Source organism: Enterococcus hirae ATCC 9790 (assembly GCF_000271405.2).
Lineage (GTDB): Bacteria > Bacillota > Bacilli > Lactobacillales > Enterococcaceae > Enterococcus_B > Enterococcus_B hirae.
This window is the reverse complement of the sequence record NC_018081.1, coordinates 1,411,354-1,432,076: the sequence shown is the minus strand read 5'-3', so window position 1 is coordinate 1,432,076 and position 20,723 is coordinate 1,411,354. Positions and strand designations below refer to the sequence as shown.

The 20,723-nt window shown below is 37.6% G+C and carries 15 protein-coding genes, 3 pseudogenes and 1 other annotated feature; of the genes and pseudogenes, 2 read left to right on the top strand and 16 right to left on the bottom strand.

The features are described 5' to 3' along the window. Positions 1 to 18: 18 nt before the first annotated feature. The 7 genes and pseudogenes from rlmN to EHR_RS06790 form a co-directional block, all read right to left on the bottom strand. Entirely contained in the window at positions 19 to 1,092 is a 1,074-nt protein-coding gene (gene rlmN / locus EHR_RS06815) for a dual-specificity RNA methyltransferase RlmN (RefSeq protein ID WP_010737151.1), read from the bottom strand. 250 nt (positions 1,093 to 1,342) lie between these two features. Then, positions 1,343 to 2,857 (bottom strand): annotated as a pseudogene (locus EHR_RS14760) (DNA translocase FtsK); the annotation flags it as partial. Between the two features lie 80 nt (positions 2,858 to 2,937). After that, positions 2,938 to 3,784: pseudogene (locus EHR_RS14755) on the bottom strand (cell division protein FtsK); the annotation flags it as partial. A gap of 346 nt (positions 3,785 to 4,130) precedes the next feature. Further along, positions 4,131 to 5,567 (bottom strand): glycoside hydrolase family 1 protein, encoded by a 1,437-nt coding sequence (locus EHR_RS06805; protein WP_010737149.1) that lies wholly within the window; start codon positions 5,565 to 5,567, stop codon positions 4,131 to 4,133. A 272-nt stretch (positions 5,568 to 5,839) separates the two neighbouring features. Beyond that, positions 5,840 to 6,657: pseudogene (locus tag EHR_RS06800) on the bottom strand (amino acid ABC transporter substrate-binding protein). A 16-nt stretch (positions 6,658 to 6,673) separates the two neighbouring features. Continuing rightward, entirely contained in the window at positions 6,674 to 7,309 is a 636-nt protein-coding gene (locus tag EHR_RS06795) for an amino acid ABC transporter ATP-binding protein (protein ID WP_010720796.1), read from the bottom strand. An 11-nt stretch (positions 7,310 to 7,320) separates the two neighbouring features. Further along, positions 7,321 to 7,962, bottom strand: coding sequence for an amino acid ABC transporter permease (locus EHR_RS06790; RefSeq protein ID WP_010737148.1), 642 nt, complete (start codon positions 7,960 to 7,962; stop codon positions 7,321 to 7,323). 200 nt (positions 7,963 to 8,162) lie between these two features. Further along, positions 8,163 to 8,393, bottom strand: a binding site (T-box leader). A 91-nt stretch (positions 8,394 to 8,484) separates the two neighbouring features. Between EHR_RS06790 and EHR_RS06785 the strand changes: the two genes are divergently transcribed. Beyond that, positions 8,485 to 8,970: a prolyl-tRNA synthetase associated domain-containing protein gene (locus EHR_RS06785; RefSeq protein ID WP_010737147.1), complete on the top strand. Its 486-nt coding sequence runs from the start codon at positions 8,485 to 8,487 to the stop codon at positions 8,968 to 8,970. A gap of 230 nt (positions 8,971 to 9,200) precedes the next feature. On the opposite strand, the gene EHR_RS06780 is transcribed toward EHR_RS06785, so the two are convergent. The 3 genes from EHR_RS06780 to EHR_RS06770 all read right to left on the bottom strand — a co-directional run bounded on the left by EHR_RS06780 (position 9,201) and on the right by EHR_RS06770 (position 12,273). After that, positions 9,201 to 11,273, bottom strand: a complete 2,073-nt coding sequence (locus EHR_RS06780) for a DNA topoisomerase III (protein WP_071859342.1) — start codon at positions 11,271 to 11,273, stop codon at positions 9,201 to 9,203. Beyond that, positions 11,206 to 11,583 carry a DUF1033 family protein gene (locus EHR_RS06775; protein ID WP_010720800.1) on the bottom strand — a complete coding sequence of 126 codons (378 nt, stop codon included), beginning with the start codon at positions 11,581 to 11,583 and terminating at the stop codon, positions 11,206 to 11,208. The genes EHR_RS06780 and EHR_RS06775 overlap by 68 nt, the downstream gene beginning before the upstream one ends. 123 nt (positions 11,584 to 11,706) lie before the next feature. Next, positions 11,707 to 12,273 (bottom strand): TetR/AcrR family transcriptional regulator, encoded by a 567-nt coding sequence (locus EHR_RS06770; protein WP_010720801.1) that lies wholly within the window; start codon positions 12,271 to 12,273, stop codon positions 11,707 to 11,709. 149 nt (positions 12,274 to 12,422) lie between these two features. Here EHR_RS06770 and EHR_RS06765 point away from each other — a divergent pair, with 149 nt between their 5' ends. Continuing rightward, on the top strand, positions 12,423 to 13,724 hold the full coding sequence (locus EHR_RS06765; RefSeq protein WP_010737145.1) for a multidrug efflux MFS transporter: 1,302 nt from the start codon (positions 12,423 to 12,425) through the stop codon (positions 13,722 to 13,724). Between the two features lie 112 nt (positions 13,725 to 13,836). Here EHR_RS06765 and EHR_RS06760 read toward each other — a convergent pair whose 3' ends face one another. The 6 genes from EHR_RS06760 to EHR_RS06725 form a co-directional block, all read right to left on the bottom strand. Further along, positions 13,837 to 14,964, bottom strand: coding sequence for an aminotransferase (locus EHR_RS06760; protein ID WP_010737144.1), 1,128 nt, complete (start codon positions 14,962 to 14,964; stop codon positions 13,837 to 13,839). A gap of 432 nt (positions 14,965 to 15,396) precedes the next feature. Then, positions 15,397 to 16,518: a tRNA 2-thiouridine(34) synthase MnmA gene (gene mnmA / locus EHR_RS06755; RefSeq protein WP_010720804.1), complete on the bottom strand. Its 1,122-nt coding sequence runs from the start codon at positions 16,516 to 16,518 to the stop codon at positions 15,397 to 15,399. A 1,615-nt stretch (positions 16,519 to 18,133) separates the two neighbouring features. Continuing rightward, positions 18,134 to 18,403: a hypothetical protein gene (locus EHR_RS06740; protein WP_010737141.1), complete on the bottom strand. Its 270-nt coding sequence runs from the start codon at positions 18,401 to 18,403 to the stop codon at positions 18,134 to 18,136. Positions 18,404 to 18,442: 39 nt separating this feature from the next. Beyond that, positions 18,443 to 18,727 carry a hypothetical protein gene (locus EHR_RS06735; RefSeq protein ID WP_010720808.1) on the bottom strand — a complete coding sequence of 95 codons (285 nt, stop codon included), beginning with the start codon at positions 18,725 to 18,727 and terminating at the stop codon, positions 18,443 to 18,445. Between the two features lie 98 nt (positions 18,728 to 18,825). Continuing rightward, a complete protein-coding gene (locus EHR_RS06730) occupies positions 18,826 to 19,605 on the bottom strand; it encodes a hypothetical protein (RefSeq protein WP_014834456.1) in 780 nt (259 codons plus the stop codon). A 230-nt stretch (positions 19,606 to 19,835) separates the two neighbouring features. Then, complete coding sequence (locus EHR_RS06725; RefSeq protein WP_010737139.1) at positions 19,836 to 20,456, bottom strand: hypothetical protein; 621 nt, start codon at positions 20,454 to 20,456, stop codon at positions 19,836 to 19,838. Positions 20,457 to 20,723 lie beyond the last annotated feature (267 nt).

Sequence of the window (20,723 nt, the reverse complement as noted above, 5' to 3'; positions counted from 1 at the left end):
GCTGGATATTAGCTAATGCTATTTAGTCGTTGCTTTTTCTTTTTTCATTTGTTTACTCCGTAATTGACCACACGCAGCGTCGATATCTGTACCGTGTTCTTTACGGATCACGCAATTGATACCATTCTTTTTCAATACATCATAAAATTTCAGCACATCTGCTTTAGGACTTCGAGAGTATTGGTCATGTTCACTGACTGGATTATAAGGGATCAAATTCACATACGTTAATTTCTTTTTGTCTTTTAGTAGATCCGCTAATTGTTGTGCATGCTCCGGACGATCATTGACTTGATTCAACATGATGTATTCAAACGTGATTCGTCGATTGGTTTTTTCAAGATATTCATCTACTGCAGCCATCAATTTCTCAATTGGGAAACTCCGATTGATCCGCATGATGGAGGTCCGAATCTCGTTATTTGGTGCATGTAATGAGATCGCTAAATTGACTTGCAACCCATTATCAGCAAATTCTTTGATCTTATTTGCCAAACCACTTGTTGAAACAGTAATGTGTCGTGCGCCAATTGCCAACCCTTTGGCATCATTGATGATGTGTAAGAAGTTCATGACATTATCATAATTGTCGAACGGTTCGCCAATGCCCATCACAACCACATGGGACACTCTTTCTCCTTCTTGTCGTTCATCAAAATAGTGTTGAACCATCATGATCTGTGCCACGATTTCTCCAGCTGTCAAATCTCGATTCTTTTTTAACAGACCACTTGCACAAAAAGTACAACCAATATTACAGCCGACTTGTGTCGTCACACATACAGATAATCCATATTCTTGTCTCATCAAGACTGTTTCGATCATATTTTTATCTGGTAATTCAAATAGATATTTGACTGTGCCATCCGTTGCTTCTTGAACCACTATTTGTTTTAACGGATTGATCACAAACTGATCCGTTAACTTTGTTATCAAGTTTTTTGACAAGTTGGTCATTTCGGAGAAGTCTTTGACACGCTTTTGATAAAGCCATTCCCACACTTGGGCGGCACGGAATTTTTTTTCGCCGTTTTCTAAAAACCAATTGGTTAATTCTTCGATTGTTAAACCATAAATGGATTGTTTTTCCAAAATCGTTTCCCTCTTTTTTTCAAAGTATCGCTACATACTATAACTGATTCTAACAACTAATGCAATAGTTCACAAAGCAAAGATACCAAATCTTAGGCTGTTTATGAATGCTCCTCCTTTTTTAGCTATCGTTTTTTTGATTTTTATGAATAAGTGATCAATCTCATAAAAAAACCGAAGAACACCCAAAATTACTTTTGGCGTTTCTTCGGTTTCATTGTTAGAACTGACAAGCACATACGCACTTTTTCTATGTTTCGTGATCCGTTGGCATCATATCCATTGGTTCTTCGACTTGCTCAATGAAGACTTTTCTTGGCTTACTTCCTTCTGAAGGTCCTACTACGCCATGTGCTTCTAATTCATCGACTAAGCGTGCTGCCCGATTATAACCAATTCTAAATCTTCTTTGCAATAATGAAATACTTGCTGTCTGCATTTCAATGACAAGTGCTTTAGCTTCTTCAAATAATTCATCTTGTGGTTGTTCTGCGGTACCGCCTGATTCTACTTCATCAGAAGGCATCATTTTTTCTTCATAATGTGCTTCTTGTTGATCTGTTACAAAGTTGACCACTCGTTCTACTTCGTGGTCAGAAATAAACGCACCTTGAACCCGTATCGGTTTGTTTTCACCCATTGGCAAGAAGAGCATATCCCCACGTCCGAGAAGCTTTTCCGCACCATTGGAGTCAATGATCGTACGTGAGTCCGTTCCACTAGAGACTGCAAATGCCATACGAGAAGGAACATTTGCTTTGATGATCCCTGTGATAACATCCACACTTGGACGTTGGGTCGCTAAAATCATATGGATTCCCGCTGCCCGTGCCATTTGGGCCAAACGAATAATAGCATCTTCGACTTCATTGCTGGCAACCATCATCAAGTCAGCTAATTCATCCACGATCACCACGATAAATGGTAAGGTAGGATGTTTCGTTCCATTTTCCAAGTTTTTTTGTTGGACAAATTCATTATAACCAGTGATATTTCTAACACCAGTAGCAGCGAATTTTTCATAACGTTCTTCCATTTCTTGAACGACTTTCTGCAACGCTTGAGCAGCTTTTCTCGGGTTAGTCACAACTGGCGTCAAAAGATGAGGAATCCCATTGTACATGTTCAATTCCACCATTTTGGGGTCAATCATCATCAATTTGACTTCATGGGGTTTTGCTCGCATCAAAATGCTGGTAATGATCCCATTGATTGCTACCGATTTCCCACTACCTGTCGATCCGGCTACTAATAAGTGAGGCATTTTAGAAAGGTCTGCGGTTTGGACTCGCCCAGAAACATCTCTTCCTAATGGCACTTCTAACAGCTTATCTGGATGATTGGGTTGCGCTTCGATGATTTCTCTAAATGACACCATGCTGATCTTGCTATTCGGTACTTCGATTCCGATCAATGATTTACCTGGGATCGGTGCTTCCATCCGAACATCTTTAGCCGCTAATGCTAATGCAATGTCATCCGTTAAACTGACGATTTTACTTACTTTGACACCCACTGCTGGTTGGACTTCAAATTTTGTCACAGAGGGTCCTAAACTTGCTTTGACGACTTTCGCATCTACGCCAAAACTTTGAAAAGTTTGTTCCAAGACTCCGATATTTTTCTCGATTTTTTTATACTCGTCACTTTGATCCGTCGTTTTTACTGAATCGAGTAAATCGATTGACGGTAATTCATAATCTTGATTTTCCTGCTCTGCTTCGATTTCAAATTCTAATGCTGTCCCATCATCTTCTAAGCTCTCTGCTTCTAACGGTTCAGATGCAGTAGGCGTTGTGACCGTTGGCTCTGTTTTTGGCATATCCATTGTCGCAGATGGGACAGTTCTTTGAAAACTATCGATCGGTACAAAACTGAGTTGTTCGGGTTCATCATCTGCTATTTTTTCATAAGAAGGCGCAGACTTTGCTTGTTGTTCAGCGGAACGACGTTTTTCCAGCTCAGCAATCTCAGCTTCTGCCGCTTCTTTTGCTGCTAATTTTTTCTCTTCTCGTGCTTTCGCTCGTTGCTTTTGCCGTTCTTCTTTCGCCGCTTGTTTCTTCGCTTGCTTTGCAGGATCTCCTTCCAGCAGTTCTTGCATTCGTTCTCCCATCACTTGCAAGCTATTGACTAATTGATAGCCTTCGATATTGCTAAATAAAATTGCACCACTTATTAATAATAAAATGGCAACAAAGTAACTACCAGGTTGAGCAATCAAGAAATACGTAAAATTATAGAGTGCTGCTCCAACCATCCCACCACCAACATTACTGCTGACTCGAGCATGCTGGATGTCACTTGCTAACAGATCCCAAGTGGTTCCTAGAATGTTTGGTTCGCCACTATGGAGTTTTCCGAATAGATGGGCATGTAAAAAGAGAAGAATTCCTAAGTAAAAAAGAATGCCTCCAAACCACCGACGGCTTTTACCGATTTTAAAATCGGTATTTTTTACAACGACCCAAAAACCTAAAATAGCTAATAATATACAGAGAAGCTGATAAGTGTTCCCTGCAATGATCCGAAAACCATTTGCCACTAAAATACCTAAAAAACCTAGTTTTAAAAAGCCAAATACGGCAAATAAGATCAATGCAAATCCGATACTGATCGCAAGAAGTTGTTCCTGCTGCTGTTGTTGCTTTTTCGTCTTTTTCTTTTTCTTTGCAGGACGTTTTTTCTTTGCCATTTTTATCCCTCATTTCATCAAGTTCCATTATACAAAAAAAAGCGAGGGAACAAAAGTTTTGTTTCTAAGTTTAAAGTTTTTCTTTTCGAACACTGTATTTATGCCAAATACTTTAAGAAACTTTTTCAAATAACCAATGGCTAGATCCTGCACCCCTATCGAGAAACTATGATAAAAAAACCGAAATTCCACAAAAACCAAGAAAGTTTTTGGGAATTTCGGTTCATTCAATTCATTTGGTTCATTCAGTGAACTCAATGAAGCTGGAAAGTTTTATCCTCACTGCTTCTATTTTTAGAAAAAAGCGATTACGCTTTATTTCCCTGAACGTTTACTATTAAAAAGGTCAGATCGTTGAGCCATTTTCTTTGATCACTTGTTGGTACCAATAGTAACTATCTTTCTTGTAGCGATCCAATGATCCTGCTTGAGTTTCATCTTGATCGACATAAACAAATCCATAACGTTTTTGGTAGCCATTCAACCAACTTAACAGATCAGTGTAAGACCAAGTACAATAACCAAGGACTTCAGCACCATCTGAGATCGCTTCTTTAATCGCTTTGACATGACTTGAAAGGTAAGCGATACGATACTCATCGTGGATCTTTTTGTCCTCTGTCAATTCATCGTATTCCCCTAAACCATTTTCAGTAATCAATACAGGCATTCGGTAGCGACTCGTAATCCGTCTTAATGCGATTCTCAATCCTTCTGGGTCGATCTCCCAATCCCAATTCGTACGTTCAACGAAAGGATTGTCGACTTTTTTGTACATTCCTGGGACGCCTGTTTCTTCAGAAGATCCTTTTTTCCCAGTGGTATTCATTTTTCCAGCTCCTACACCATCCAACGGATTAAAGGCATTAGTAGCTGTTTGATAATAGTTGATCCCCAAGAAGTCTGGTTTAGCAGATTCAAGCAGTTCTGCGTCTCCTTCAACCATTTCAGGTGCCCAGCCACGTTCTTCTAAAAATTTCATAGCGGCGATCGGGTACTTGCCCCACATGTAGACATCCATCCAGTAATGAGCCATCAAATCTTCCGCATTTTCTGCAGCTAAAATATTTTTAGGATCGCTGTTGATTGGATAATTAGGTGTGTAAGCAAAACTTGGACCGATTTTACCTGGCATTCCTAATTCATGAAACTTATTGATCACTGTTGCATTTGCTAAGTTAGCAATATGGTTCACTTGATACATCCGTTTCGGATCAGTAACACCTGGTGGATGAGCAGCTAATAAATAGCCTAGTGAAGTAAAAATATTTTGTTCATTCAAGCTGATCCAATAATGGACTTTTCCTCGAAAAGCATTAAATAATGTTTCAGCATAATTAGTGAAATCTTCAATGATTTGGCGTGATTCCCAACCTGCATACTCATCTTGCAAGGCTTGTGGAAGATCCCAATGATACAATGTCAACATTGGTTCAATCCCGTTTTCAATCAACTCGTCGATCAGCTCTTCATAAAAAGCTAACCCTGCTTGATTGATTTCCCCACGACCATTAGGAAAAATGCGAGTCCAAGCAACTGAAAAACGATACGCTTTCAATCCTTGTTCTTTCATTAAAGCAATATCTTCTTTAAAGCGATGATAGTGATCAACCGCTAGATCGCCGTTTGTTCCTTTAAAAGTTTTCCCTGGAATACGGACAAAACGATCCCAGACCGATTCTCCTTTGCCGTCTTCTTGCCAGGCTCCTTCAACTTGATAAGCCGCTGAGGCTGATCCCCAAAGAAAATCTTGGGGAAATTCAGTTAATTTTTGGTGTTCCATCAATCTCTTCCTTTCTTGCTTCAATCCTTACTAAAAAAGGATAACACGAAACCCCTTTCAATACAAAAGGAGAAATCAATCATTGAACAATTTTATGATCATTGGAATTTTTCAGACAAAAAATAAGCAAGAATTTTTTAAAATATGTGTTTCAAAAATTCTTGCTTATTCATTTGGCGCAGGTTAATTTCATAGGTTTTATCGTGTGAACTGAGAGACACTCAAATTACCACGCTTCTTTTTAAGACACTCAATGATGTTAGATTGCCTGTTTACTTCTGAACGGGTGTCACATCTTCACCAAACCATTTGTCTGAGATTTGTTGGAATTCTCCTGTTTTTTCTAATTCCGCAATCCCTTCATTGATTTTCTTCACTAATTCCTTGTCTTTCTTTCGGGCACCCACGACAAAATCTTCGCTTTGATAATCCCCTTTGATCATATTGAACTGATCCAACTCATTTTTTTGCTTCAAGTAATAACCAGCATATACTTTATCCATCAATAACCCATCGATCCGTCCACTCTTCAAATCGATCAATGCTTCATTAAAGCTATCATATAAAACAGCATCCTGATTTTTTACAATATCTTTTAATATTTTTGGTTGTTTGATAAAGGCATCATAACCAGAAGAACCATTTTGAGCTCCTAGGATTTTGTCCTTCATTTGAGCAAAGCTGGTGATCCCTGATTTTTTCGTAGTGATCAGGACTTGTTCGTTTTGCATATAAGGTTTTGAAAATTGGACTTTTTTGGCTCTTTCAGCTGTTTTAGTATACCCATTCCAAATGAGATCAATCGTCCCATTATTCAATTCAAACTCTTTCATGGACCAGTCAATGGGTTGGAAAACGACTTTGATGTCATATTCTCTAAAAACTGCTCTAGCAAGGTCAATATCAAAACCTGTTAGTTTTCCTTCTTTATCACGAAACCCCATCGGTACAAAGGTGTCATCTAACCCGATGATGATTTTTTTTCTGATTGAATCGTTGACCAATTATCTTTATCTGTCTTTTCATTCCTACAACCAGAAAGAAAGACGATCCCTGCAACTATCGCAAGTAGCAAACTGATTTTTTTCATCAAGTGTCCCTCCTTCTTACTTGTTTGGGATGACCTTCACGAGTTGATCTCCCACATTTTCCGCAAACACTAAATCATGGGTTACGATGATTTGTGTCACACCTTCTGCCTTCAATGAGACGATCAAGTTTTCTACTTGTTGTCGCAGCTCAGGGTCTAAGGCACTTGTCGGTTCATCATAAGCAAGAACTCGAGGATTCATTGCCAAGGCACGTGCGATCGCTACCCGTTGTTTTTGACCGCCAGATAATTGATAAGGATAGTTGTTGAGTAAATCACTGATCCCAAGTGAATCGGCTAATTCCTGTGCTTTTTTCGTATACGTTTCTTTCGATTGCTTCAACACCATTTTAGGCGCTAAAGTGATATTGTCAAAAATACTTAAGTGTGGAAACAGTTGAAAATCTTGGAAAACAACACCTACGACTTGCTCTTTCGTTTTCAATTCAAATGGGTCAAAGGCTACACCATCCAGATAAAATTCCCCACTGTCTGCTTTTTCCAATCCTGCTAAGATTCTCAAAAGTGTCGTTTTCCCTCCACCAGAAGGACCGACGATCGCCATGGTTTGACCATCTGGAATGACTAGATCTAACGCGTTGATTACTTTCTTTTCTCCAAATGCTTTACTTACTTTCTTTAATTCAATCATGTCCATTCCTCCTAGCGATAATAGTTTAATTTTCCTTCTACTTGTTTCATGATGATCGTTAAGATACCAGTTAGTGCTAGGTAGATGAAAGCCACACCTAGTAATGGTAGCAATGTTGCATCACGTTCCATCGCAATCTTCCCTGCTCGCATAACGTCTCCTAGTCCTAAGATATAGATCAATGAAGAGTCTTTCACTAAGTTAATCACTTCGTTCCCAACCGATGGTAAAACGATTTTTGTCACTTGTGGGATAATGATTTTTGTGACGGTTTGAAAAGGACTCAACTGTAACACTTGCGCAGCTTCATATTGTCCTTGGGGAATCGATTGAATCCCCCCACGAAAAATCTCAGCAAAATAAGCGGCATAATTTAAAACAAAAGCCAATAATGCTGCCTCAAAACGGTCAAAGACGATCCCGATCGTTGGCAATCCATAAAAAACAAAAATCAATTGTAGTAATAACGGTGTACCACGCATGACCCAGACATAGGTCTGCAAGATATAACGAATTGGTTTAAAATGTAAAGACAACCCTAATGCTAAAATGATCCCTAATGGCAATGATCCAATCAAGGTAAAAATAAATAATTTCAACGTTGTAAGAGACCCTACTAATAGTTGTGGCATGACTTCCAGCAAATAATTCATTTCTTTCTTCCTCCTTTTAAATAAAAAAATCCCCTTGACTCTCGTCAAGAGGACGCATCACACGTGTTCCCACCTCTGTTTGTTTCTTTTTCACAAAAGAAACCTCACGCAGTCATTCCAGAAAATGAGGTAAAACAAAAGTAATTGTTGTTGGACATTTACTTCACACGAAAATAAAAAAACGTCCTTCGGTCAAATGACCAAAGGACGTAAATTACGTGGTTCCACCTTTTTTTGCTAGTCCCTCACGGAAACTAACCTTATCTGGTCATCAAACAATGACCGCAGCTGTAACGGGCTTCCCGGATTTTCCTACTGTATTTCAGAAAATCGACTCCAAGATGTGTTTCACCATTAACTGCTATCTCTTTCCACCTGCCAGAGACTCTCTTCAAACATTTAATCGCTACTCTTCTTTTCGATGTCGTTGATTTTAACTTACGTGTAATTTACACGATTATTTTTCTTTTGTCAATTATTTTTTATAATGAATGAAAGAAAAAGAAAGGAAGCGATCAATCGATGGTTTTTGCTACTGAAAAAGAAGCCTATCAATTACTTGATTTACTAGGCATTCCCTATCAAAAGGTGGATCATCCACCGATTACTTCTGTCAAAAATCTGCCATTTACACTACCAGGACCTCAAGTGAAGAATCTCGTGTTAAAAGCAAAAAAAGGGAAACAAATTTATCTTGTTATCTTACCTGATGAAAAGCAGGCAAATTTGAAACAACTTGCAGAACAGCTGAATGAGAAGCGTTTGTCTTTTCTTTCAGAAGAACAGCTCCTTGATTTATTAGGGGTAGCTCCCGGTACTGTTACACCTTTTGCATTGATGCATGATCAAGAAAAAGCGATTCAAGTAGTCATTGACTCAGCCATTGATCAAACCTCTACCGTAGGATTTCATCCAAATGTCAACACGACAACATTGATCTTATCATTTTTAGATTTCATCAAGATTTTAGAATACCTTGAACATCCACCTATCTACGAAGATTTATAAGCACGGCTATTTGTGATAAAAAGCCCAACATACAAAAAATGAGGTTCCTCCTAAAATTGTACGTAAAAACAACAATTTCTAAGAGGAACCTCATGACTTATGTCTCAGACTAAGCTTCTTTCACATTCTAAACCATGTTACATAAACAGCAATCACTTGAAACCAATCACCATTTTTTAACATACAATAGTGGTCTCAAAAACCATTGCTGATTTTCAACAAACGACACGCTATTTCTTCATTGCTGCTTTTAAAGCTGCAGCAAGTGGGCTTTCTTCCGGTTCTTCTGCTTGCGTGTACTTTTTCAATAAACGACGTTCTTCATGCTTCGTCATTTTTTTCTTTTGTTCTTTTTTATCTAACATTTTTTCGGTCGTCCCATCATATTTACAACGGAAATAAGCGCCATTTTTGCCTTCGATGATCTCCATTTTCCGATGACATTGCGGACAACGGTGGTTCGAGACTTTTGGATCTTTTCTTCTACGGTAATGACAATCTTGATTCGTGCAGACATAGATTTTGCCATCTCGAGTATTTTTTTCTCTAAGATTGGAACCGCAGTCTGGACATTTTTTCTGTGTGATCGAGAAATCTTGGTAAGATTGTTTACTTGTTTTGATTTCTTGTACCAATCGTTTTGTTTCTTTTTCAATGCCCATTAAAAATTGGCTGGCTTGTTTTTGCCCCGCTGCAATTGCTTCTAAGTCTTTCTCCCAGCTTTCTGTTAAATCAGGGGTCACTAAGGAAGGATTGACTAATTCCAATAATTGCTTCCCTTTTGGTGAGACTTGCAAGCCTTGCGGTGTTCGTTCCATCAATTCCGATTTGATCAACTTTTCAATGATTTCGGCGCGAGTTGCCGGTGTTCCTAAACTATGTTTTTCCATAAGTCCTAGTAAACTCGCCTCTGTCAAAGGCTTAGGCGGTGCCGATAGTTCTTTCTTGATCGTAAATTCTGGTTGGATACGCATTCCCTCCACCCAGTCCACTTCATTGCTCTCCTTTTGACTGACATCTTTCCAACCAGCTTGAAGGACTTGATTTTGATGGAACACAAATTGTTCCTTGCCAAATGTCACAGTCACTTTTGTTTGACTGATTTTGTGTGGCTCAGCGAATAATCCTAAGAATCGAGTAACAATCATTTGATAGATTTTTTGTTCTTCGTTGCTAAGTTTCTCATAGCGTGGACGATTTTCAGTTGGTAATAACGCATGGTGATCAGTAACTTTACTGTCTTGGAAGACTTTTGTTTGTCGAACAACTGCCCCATTTTTTAAATACTGTTTCACTTCTGGAGAAAAATCGCTGACCGCCTGTAAACGCTCTTTCATCGTACTTTTCATATCACTCGTCAGATATTTGCTATCTGTACGAGGGTACGTCACGATTTTATGCGTTTCATATAAACTTTGGACCAGTCCCAAAGTTTTTTTAGCAGAGTAGCCATAACGTTGGTTTGCTTCTCGCTGGATTTCCGTTAGATCATAAGGCAATGGTGCCGGCTCCACTTTTACTTTTTCTTGGATGGCTGTCACAGTCCCTTTATTTTTAGCTAACTCTTTCACTAATGATTGAGCTTCTTCATGAGATTTCAATGCGAATTGATTTTTTTGAACCATCTTTGCTTGTTGTTTTTGTACATCTAATAAAATTGAAAAATAGGTTTGTGGTCTAAATGTTTCAATTTTCCGTTCTTGTGTTCTAACCAAGGCGAGTGTTGGAGTTTGAACTCGACCAGCGGATAGATTATCTTGATACTTCACAGTCAGCGCCCGTGTCACGTTCAATCCTACTAACCAGTCAGCCTTTGCTCTAGCTAGCGCCGAATAGTAAAGTGCATCATAGTCTTTTGCGGGCTTCAATTGTTTGAATCCTGTCTTGATTGCTTTATCTGTTTGGGAAGAAATCCAAAGACGTTTCACTGGTTTATTGAAGCGGACATATTCCAAGATCCACCGAGCAACCAATTCCCCTTCTCTTCCGGCATCCGTAGCGATCACAGCCTCTGACACATCTTTACGTTGCGCCAATTGCTTGATTGTTTTTAATTGGTGACCTGTTTTAGGCAGTGGTTTGATTCCTAAATTTTTAGGAATCATCGGCAACGTTTCCATTTGCCAACTTTGCCATTCTTTATTGAGGTCTTCAGGCATTTTCAGCCCTAACAAATGACCAAGGGCCCAAGTAACGATCACCTTGGGTCCTTCGTAATAATTTTTGTGTTTTTGATTAGCACCAAGCACCTTGCTTAGGTCTTTCGCAACGCTTGGTTTTTCCGCTAGAATTAGTTGTTTCATAAAATTCCTTTCTGCTTTCTAAAGTGATTGGCTGATGATTTTTCAATAAGGCTAACCCTTTATATTGTTGAAGATCATCATCACATTCTTCACACCAGCGCTCGTCTCCGTCATTCCAGAAGGCACTTAGAAAGTTGCTTTTTGCATGGATATATTCGTATTTATTTTTGATTGCAAGCCATTTTTGTTCATAATTAACCTGTGCTTCTTCAAAAGAATCAAATGTTTCTTCTACTTCGATATCCTCTTCCCAATTCTCAAAGAACCACCAAGGCTCATTATCTCCGAACATTGTCACTACTTGATACATACTCGTGCTCCTTCTCTACGATTTTACTAGACTCATCTTAGACACTTTTCAAGAAAGTTGCAAGAAATTTCTCTTATAAAAGGGACATTTTATGAATTTGTCTATTTTAAAGAAACGTACTACTTATTTACTTGGTAAAGTGGCAATAAAGTCATTGATCATCCAAGAATAACTCTCTTCAGGAGACACAGTTGCTTCCTTTGTGAAATAGCCTAAAAATCGTAAAGACAAATAGCCATGGATGATACTTCGCAATTCTCTGCTGCGATGCGTTTTTTCTTTTCGGGTCAAATCAAAGGCATCAAATAATTGTAGAATGATCTGATTCGTTTCATAGATTCCTTCTAACAAAATCTCCTCATTGGTGTGAGGGACACTGATCAGCAACTCGTAAACGGCCTGGTTCGCAAAAGCAAAAGACTGATAGACTTGTGCATAGACACGCAGCGCCTCTGCCCCACTTTTTCCAACCAAAGAACGACGCAACGCTTCGTTTAACTCTTGTAATAATTTTGCAGTCAATGCGGTCTTTACATCACGCATATTTTTAAAATGATTATAGAGGGAAGGAGACTTGACGTCTAGCGCCTTAGCCAGGTGTTGAAAAGTGACTTGTTGAACATCCATCTCTTCCGCTAGTCCACGAAAGCAAGCGATGATTTTTTCTTGAGATAGATTTCTTTTTTTCATTTCGTTGTTCCTCTCGTATGTTAACTACTTAACAACTTTAGTTTACCATGAAAAACGAACTTAAAAAAGAGGCTTCCATTGATAAACTACACATTGTAGTTTATAATAAATGAATGTAAATGAAAATTTTCAGAAAGAAGGACATAACAGTGACCACACGCATCAAAGAAAAATTATTTAGGAAAAGAGAAACTTGGGAACAAAACTTATTTGTCTTATGGTTTGGGACTTTTATGGCAGGGATTGGGTTTAGCTTAGTCATGCCGTTTATGTCACTATACATAGATACGTTAGGTAACTATAGTACGTCGCAATTGAATTTTTGGAGTGGGTTGACCTTTTCTTCTACGTTTTTCGTCACCACATTGATTTCTCCTTGGTGGGGCAAATTAGCCGATCAGAAAGGCAGAAAATTGATGCTCTTGCGTGCTTCCTTAGGGATGGCTGTCGTTATTGCCTTGATGGGTTGTGTGACCAGTGTGTATCAACTCGTTGCACTGCGGTTGTTACAAGGGATCTTTTCTGGTTACATCAGTAATGCCACTGCCCTTGTCGCTACTGGTACGCCGAAAGAAAAAAGTGGTCAAGTCTTAGGAACATTGGCTACTGGTTCCGTCACAGGAACATTGCTTGGTCCTTTACTTGGGGGGATTTCAGCCTCAGCATTTGGTTATCGTCCAACTTTCTTCATCACAGGAATCATTTTATTTTTCGTCTTTTTATTAAGTCTTTTCTTTGTTCATGAAACATTTGTACCTATTAAAAAGGAAAATATGGCTTCTGCCAAACAAATATTCAAAGAATTGAAATATCCTCATGTCGTGATTGGTATGTTCGTCACAACAATGATTATTCAAGCTTCGAATAATTCTATTAGCCCAATCATTAGTTTATATATTCGTCAGTTACTAAATGGACATGGAAGTGTCACACTGATTAGTGGGATCATTGCTTCGATCCCAGGAATTGCCACATTGATCGCCGCTCCTCGTTTTGGTCGCTTAGGCGATAAAATCGGGAGTGAACGTATTTTAGCTATTGGCTTAGGATTTGCAATTTTAGTTTATATCCCAATGGCCTTTGTCACGAATGTCTGGGAACTGGCTGCGTTGCGTTTTTTGATCGGTATTTCAGATGCTTGTTTGCTTCCAGCTGTCCAAGCTTTGATCACCAAATATTCCCCACATCACGCCGCCGGTCGGATTTTTAGCTACAATCAATCCTTCCAAGCAACTGGGAATGTCGTTGGTCCAATGATTGGTTCGAGCGTTTCAAGCGTGTTTGGTTACCGAGGAGTCTTTCTTTCCACTTCTTTACTTGTTTTAGTGAACTTCTTACTAGTACGTCGTAACACACAAGAAATCCATGACAATGAGCTTGTTGACTCATCAGAAACATCCGATACACCTGTCCTTTCTTCAGACAAACACACACAACCTCATGGACATTGATCGCTTAATAATAGTCAATCTGAATAAACAAGAACTATCGTCATATTTAAGATTGAAGAGGCCCCCAAAAGTTAGATTTTTCAGTCTAGCTTTTGGGGGTCTCTTAAATTTCTCATACTTTGTTTTTTCCACATTCTTTTAGATATTCTGAAAGTAACGCTAACCCTTTTTCTAATGTTTCTTTCTTGCAACAATACCCTAAGCGCGCATGCTGAGGCACCCCATAGGCACTACCTGGGACCAGTAAGACACCAGTTTCTCTCAGAAGATCAATACAAAATTGCTCATCATCTTCTGTTATGTTCAAGCGAATGAATGACGTTGACACGTGATTCGGTAACACTAATTGGACATTTGGTTCATCAGCCAGCCATTTTTCAACGATGGCTAAATTCTCCGAAACGATTTTTTTATTTCGTGCAAGGATCTTTTCTTTATTCCTCAGTGCGTGAACCGCTAATGCATCTGACAAAACACCACCGCTAAGTACTAAATAGGTATGGTATTTTCTTAAACGCTCAATGATTTCTTGATTCGCTGCTACCCAGCCGATGCGTATACCAGGAACAGAATAAGTCTTTGACAATGAATTAGTCGTGATCCCCTTGTCATACAGATCCACGATTGAGACAAAATCTCCCCCTGCTAATGGGGCATACACCTCATCCATCAAAATATACGCATCGACTTTTTCGGCAATTTCGATAATTTCTTCCAATGTTTGGCGATCCAACAATGTACCTGTTGGATTATTGGCACTGTTTAAACAAATCATTTTAGTATTTGGTTGGATCACATCAACTAATTTCACACTATCAAAACGCCATTCCTCTTCTTCTGTGAGTGGTACGAAATCAACAGTTGCACCTAAAGATTTGGGTAAGTCATACAATTGCTGATAGGTTGGCAACATGGAGACCACATGATCTCCTGGTTCAATCAATCCATACAGCGCCAAAAGGTTCGCCCCAGTCGCCCCATTGGTTTGAATAATGTTTTCTGAAGAAAGCGATTGATACAAAGAAGCGACTTCTTTTTTGAAAGTTGCCGTCCCCTCGCTCCACCCATAATCCAACGACGTTTTACTCAAAGATTGAAAAAAATCAGTAACTGTCGTTCCGTCTAACCCAATCAGTTCTTCTAACGTCAGTGCTTCGATGGAACTTTGTGCAAGGTCATATACTGCTTCTTTTTCCCACTTATTCAACCATTCTTCCAGTCCAAAATGTGTGATTTCCATCTTTTTCGCTCCTTTTGCTTTCTTCAATATTTTTGATTCACTACTTTCTATTCATCGATACTCAAACAAACCAAGAAACACTCGTCGCTCCTAGATGCCATGTAAATGAGATAAACGGTCGGTTTCCGATTTTATTATACTCTCTTTTTAAAAATAACGCTTTCAAATAGATAGAACCGCCTGTTGAAAAAGTCGCCTGACACTGTTTTCTTCAGAAAAAATTATTAGACAAAAATCTGAAAACTCTTTGCTTCAAAAACCCCTTACTGATATTTCAGAAGACACTCTAGCAAAAAAAACCGAGGAATACCAAAAATAGGCGAAACTATTTTCGGATTCTTCGGCTTATTTCTCAGAACTAAACTTGTCTTAACTCTTTTCTTGTTCTTCTAACAAAAGAAAGTTGTTCAAAGAGCTGTTCGCAAGCAAGATTTACACATATTGCAAGACTTTTTCTTTATTGTAGGCATGATCAATCAAGCCACCACCAAGGCACTCCATTCCATCATAAAAGACGACAGCTTGACCTGGTGTGATCGCCCGTACAGGTTCATCAAAAATCACTTCGGCACGATCGCCTTCTAATAACCGAACCGTTACCGGCACATCTTGTTGGCGGTAGCGGAATTTAGCTGTACATTTAAATTCCTTTGGCATTGGTTCATTCGTTGTAAAATGGATTTCGCTCGCATCAAGGCTTGTTGCATATAAGGCAGGATGATGAAATCCTTGTCCTACATATAACGTATTCGTTGCAAGATCTTTTCCGACTACAAACCAAGGTTCTTGTGATGCACCGCCACCACCAATCCCTAGGCCTTGTCTTTGACCGATCGTGTAATACATCAATCCAGCATGTTGACCTTTGACTTCTCCATCAAGTGTCACCATATTTCCTTTTTTAGCTGGTAAATAATTACTTAAAAATTGTTTAAAATTCTTTTCGCCTATAAAACAAATCCCAGTGGAATCTTTCTTTTTAGCAGTTGCTAAACCTGCACGTTCCGCAATTTCACGTACTTGTGTTTTTTCCATACCACCTAGTGGGAACATTGTTTTCGCTAATTGTTCTTGTGACAATTGGCTTAAGAAATAAGTTTGATCTTTGTTGTTATCTACACCACGAAGCATATGTGCTACGCCATTTTCGTCACGCACTACTTGCGCATAATGCCCAGTCGCTACGTATTCAGCACCTAGATCCATCGCATAATCTAAAAATGCTTTAAATTTGATTTCTTTATTACACATCACATCTGGATTAGGTGTCCGTCCTGCTCGGTATTCAGCTAAGAAATATTCAAATACACGATCCCAATATTCTTTTTCAAAATTGACAGAATAATAAGGAATCCCGATTTGTGAAGCAACTTTCGCTACATCCTTATAATCTTCCGTAGCTGTACATACACCATTTTCATCCGTGTCATCCCAGTTTTTCATAAAGATCCCAATGACGTCGTAGCCTTGTTCCTTTAGTAAAAGTGCTGTTACAGATGAGTCGACACCGCCACTCATCCCAACGACAACACGTGTCTTGCTGTTGTCTTTCATGGTATCACCATCATTTCAATTAGATTTTCTGAAATCATCTACGAGTTGAAGGTCGCAACTTTTCAGTGCTTTACATTATACGATATATTCTTGAAAATTTCATCCCTTATTTATCAAAGTATCAGTATAGCCTTTTAATCACTTTTAAAAAAAGAAAATTGGAATCGTCTTTCTATCATTTGCTTTTGTTCAGTCGATTGATCATAGTTAAAGACTATCCACATGAAGAAAATAAGCGTAAGGAAAGAATATAAGTAGCAAACAAATAATTGAGGATTAATAGCACCATCTTTGTTAAAAGATATACCTGATACGTTAAATAAAATGATTTTTCTTCTTTTCAATTTGTATCATTTTTTTCACCCCCCAAAAAAAGCCAGCCCAAAATACAGATTAGGTTAAGGAAAATAATGATTCTTTTTAAGAATTTGGATTCAATTTTTGTGGATAAAAACAAGTTAACCCCTCCGATGATCCAACAACTCATCATCACGAATATAAAAAAGACGTAATGATAGTTGTTGATACGTGGAATGAAGTACAAACTAGTCAAAACAATCGGACTAAGTAACAAAAACGATGTTAGCATTGTAGCTTTTTTTAATTTTAATGATGGCATCTTTTTTCTCCTTTGAAATAAAAGTGATGTTTTTTGTTTATTTGTTTTGTAAAAAGTTAAGTAAATAACCTATAATTTCCATAAGTTGCATAAAATTGAAATATGTAAAAAATAGATAGTTGGTAAAAAGTAAGATCCCTCTTATTTTTTGATGGCTAACCTTGGTGGAGCAGTAGAGCCCAATTATTCCAGGTATAATCATACTCATGATTAAAAACAGTCCTTGGGGGCTATTTACTCCATAATAAAAATGCACACATACTAAGCTACTAATTGACCAAAACATAGACAAACCTAGACATATTAAATAAAATTTTTTATTCACTTTTTTCCTCCTTTCATCCGCTATGACAATAAAGCCAAATCCAACCATAGATACAAATAAGATTAAGTATAATCACTAATCTTTTTAATCCTTGAGAAGCAATACTTTCAAAAAAAGCAAGCTCCCTCTACTCCATCTCCAACAAGCAACAATCGATCGCATAAGAAAATCAACGTTGTATCTTGTACAATAAGCATAATAAAACCAAGGAATATTCCTAAAAAATATAGCCTTCTATTAATAAATTGCTTAAAGTAGGTGGTGAAGAACTAATTACTACCTGTTAGCCAATTAATTTTTTGCTTTTTCCCCACTCCTAACTTATTCCTTATAGCCAAAAAATTTCGTTAATCAAAAGAACCACGTGAAAATAAGTAGCAAAGAAGTAACTAATGCCTACTAATGCACACTTGATTTTTCCATCCTCGAGTTGTGCAACAAGAATAAGACCAACCATATTGCTTGTTCTTTTCTAACGACGGGCATAGCAATTAAAATAATACAAATGCCTAATAAACTTAACGAAACAATCATACAGGTTTTACTTTTTTCTAGAAACATTCATACATCTCCTTTTTTATCGTCTAGACTTTTTTCGTTTACATTTATTTTTCTCACTTTTTATACAAACAGTTGATCCATTTCAACCGTTTTCATTCGTCAATTTATCCTTATAAATCAAAAATTATGTAGAGCAGAAAGACCACGTGAAAATAAGTAGCAAAGAAGTAATTGATCCCTAATAAGAACCATCGCCAACGTGTCTGTCGGATCTTCATTGATAAGTAAATTCCTGTAATACCAAGAATAATCATCAATAATTCTAAAAATAACCCTTCGATATCTAAGTAAAAATCATAAATATGGTACAGCGTTAGGAAACAACTAGTCGATAGAATCATAGCAAGACATAGCCCTTTATGGTCAACTATTTTTTTCATCTTTTCTCCTTCAATAATTTTTAAAAATGCCAAACCGATTCAATTAAATCTTCGCCAAATATCAAACCAGTTATCAAGCCAGCTATACAGCCAATTATAGAGACTGATAAAATTTAGAAGGATCACTACTATTTTTAGATAATTAGATTTGATCTTGGTAGCAAAGAAAAGGCTAGCGCCACCTAATAACCAACACGTAATCCTCACTAACAATAGAAAATTAAGCTCATCTGTTTGGATATAGCCAACATAAGCAACACTAAAAGATAACGCTAACAAAACAAATGAAATGATGGTACAGGTTTTACTTTTTAATGGGATCATTTTCTTCTCTCCTTTTCATTCTTCAAACACATTTTTTAGTATTTTTAATAAGAATACTCATCTCTCCTAAACACTTGCCTTTGTCAAATACCTGATAGTTATAGACCAAAAATCCAAACGACGATATGGAAATAGGTTGCAAAAAAATAATTGATCCCTAAGAGAACCCACTTGACTTTTCTATTCTCGTTCTTGAGGTTCGCCGCAAGAATAAGACCAACCACCCCAGACAAACTTAGTAAAATCAAAAATCCAAGCGTACGCAAATAATCCCCAGAGGTAAGATAACTGTAGTGGACCCTGATAAAAAAGCCAGCTGACAAGATCATTGGTAATCCTAAACAAATGATCGCTACTCGTTTCTGATCTTTTGTTTTCAGTAACCAGATAGATAGTAGCAAATAAACAATTAGCGCAATAAGCCAATCAAATCTTGCAATACTAACAAAGCCGATAAAAATAAATACGACTCCAAAAATACAAGCAAAATGAATGAAAGCTGCCCATCTTTTTAAAAGTTTTGAATGTACACCAGTAGAAAAAAGCAAACTGAGTCCACTGAGTAAACAACAAAGATAATAGATGAACACAAGACTGATCTCTATAAAAAGTCCGACTGACAAAGCCATTGGCAATCCCAAACAAATGATCGCCTCGCGTTTCTCATCCTTTTTTTTCAGTAGCCAAATTGTTAGTAGCAAATAGGCAATTAAATCATATCTTTGAATGCCAATAAAACCGATAAAAATATATAAAACCCAATAAAGACAGCCAAAATGAACGATAGCTGTCCATTTTTTTAAAGGGGTGGCATACACTCCGGTAGAAAACAACAAACTAAGTCCACTGAGTAAAAAGCAAAGACAATAGATTAACACTAAACTTACTTCTGAAAGATTGTGAAAAGATTTCACAATTATCCCAACAGAGCCCCTCATTACTAATAATGTACCTAGAAAAATGCTACAGACGAAGAAAATCATGGAATACTTCGTACAGGTCTTACTTGTTAGCGACAACATCCACACTACTCCTTTCTAACAAAAAACCTTTTTATATTCTAGCAAGCCACTTCCCTTTCCAGTACTCGATATGTATGTAAGACGTCTCACTGAAGAAAGATGTAGATATGGTAATAAGTTGCAAATAAATAATTAATACCCAAAAGTATCCACTTGGCTTTTCCCTTATCGAGTTGCGTTGAAAGAATCAGACCACTTAAACCTGATAAATGAAGAATGACTATGTATCCAATGGTGTCCCATGACCATTCCCCCCCATAAAGGATTAGTTCGTAATTGAGCTTGATAAAAAAGCCAATTGAAATAATCATCGGTATCCCGAAGAAAGTGATCGCTAGCCATTTCTGCTTGCTTGCTGTCAGTAAAACGATAGCTAGGAACAAATAAAGAACGATTAAAAAAAGTACATGGAAAAGAAAAGCAAAAATAAAGAGAGAAAACCAATAAACACTACTAAAATGAATAATCGCCGCTGTCCGTTTTAAAATTTTTGAATGCGTACCTGTAGAAAAAATCAAACTGAGACCACTGAGCAAACAGCTAAGATAATAGAAAATCATCAGACTTCCTTCTGGAAGATCACTTAACGGAATAAATCCATTAACTTTACCAAGCAAACCAACAATCATCAACATCATTAAGAAAAAACTACCGATTAAGAAATTTCTTGAAACCTTTATACACGTTTTACTGTCTAGCGATAGCATTTGTACCACTCCTTTTTTATTTTCCTAACTAATTTTTTAAAAATGTAGCAAAAAATAGACCGATCAATCCTGACACCATGATAAGAAAGAACGGAACCAAAGTTTTAAGAACAAGATAATACATGTAAAGCGCTATCACACACCCAAGAGACACTGACATGGATAGCACCAAACCAACTAGATAAGCCTTCATTCTCATCTTCTCCTTTTATATTAATGAACAAAGTAAAATAGAATTATCATAATCTGTGAAAAAAACATTTATTA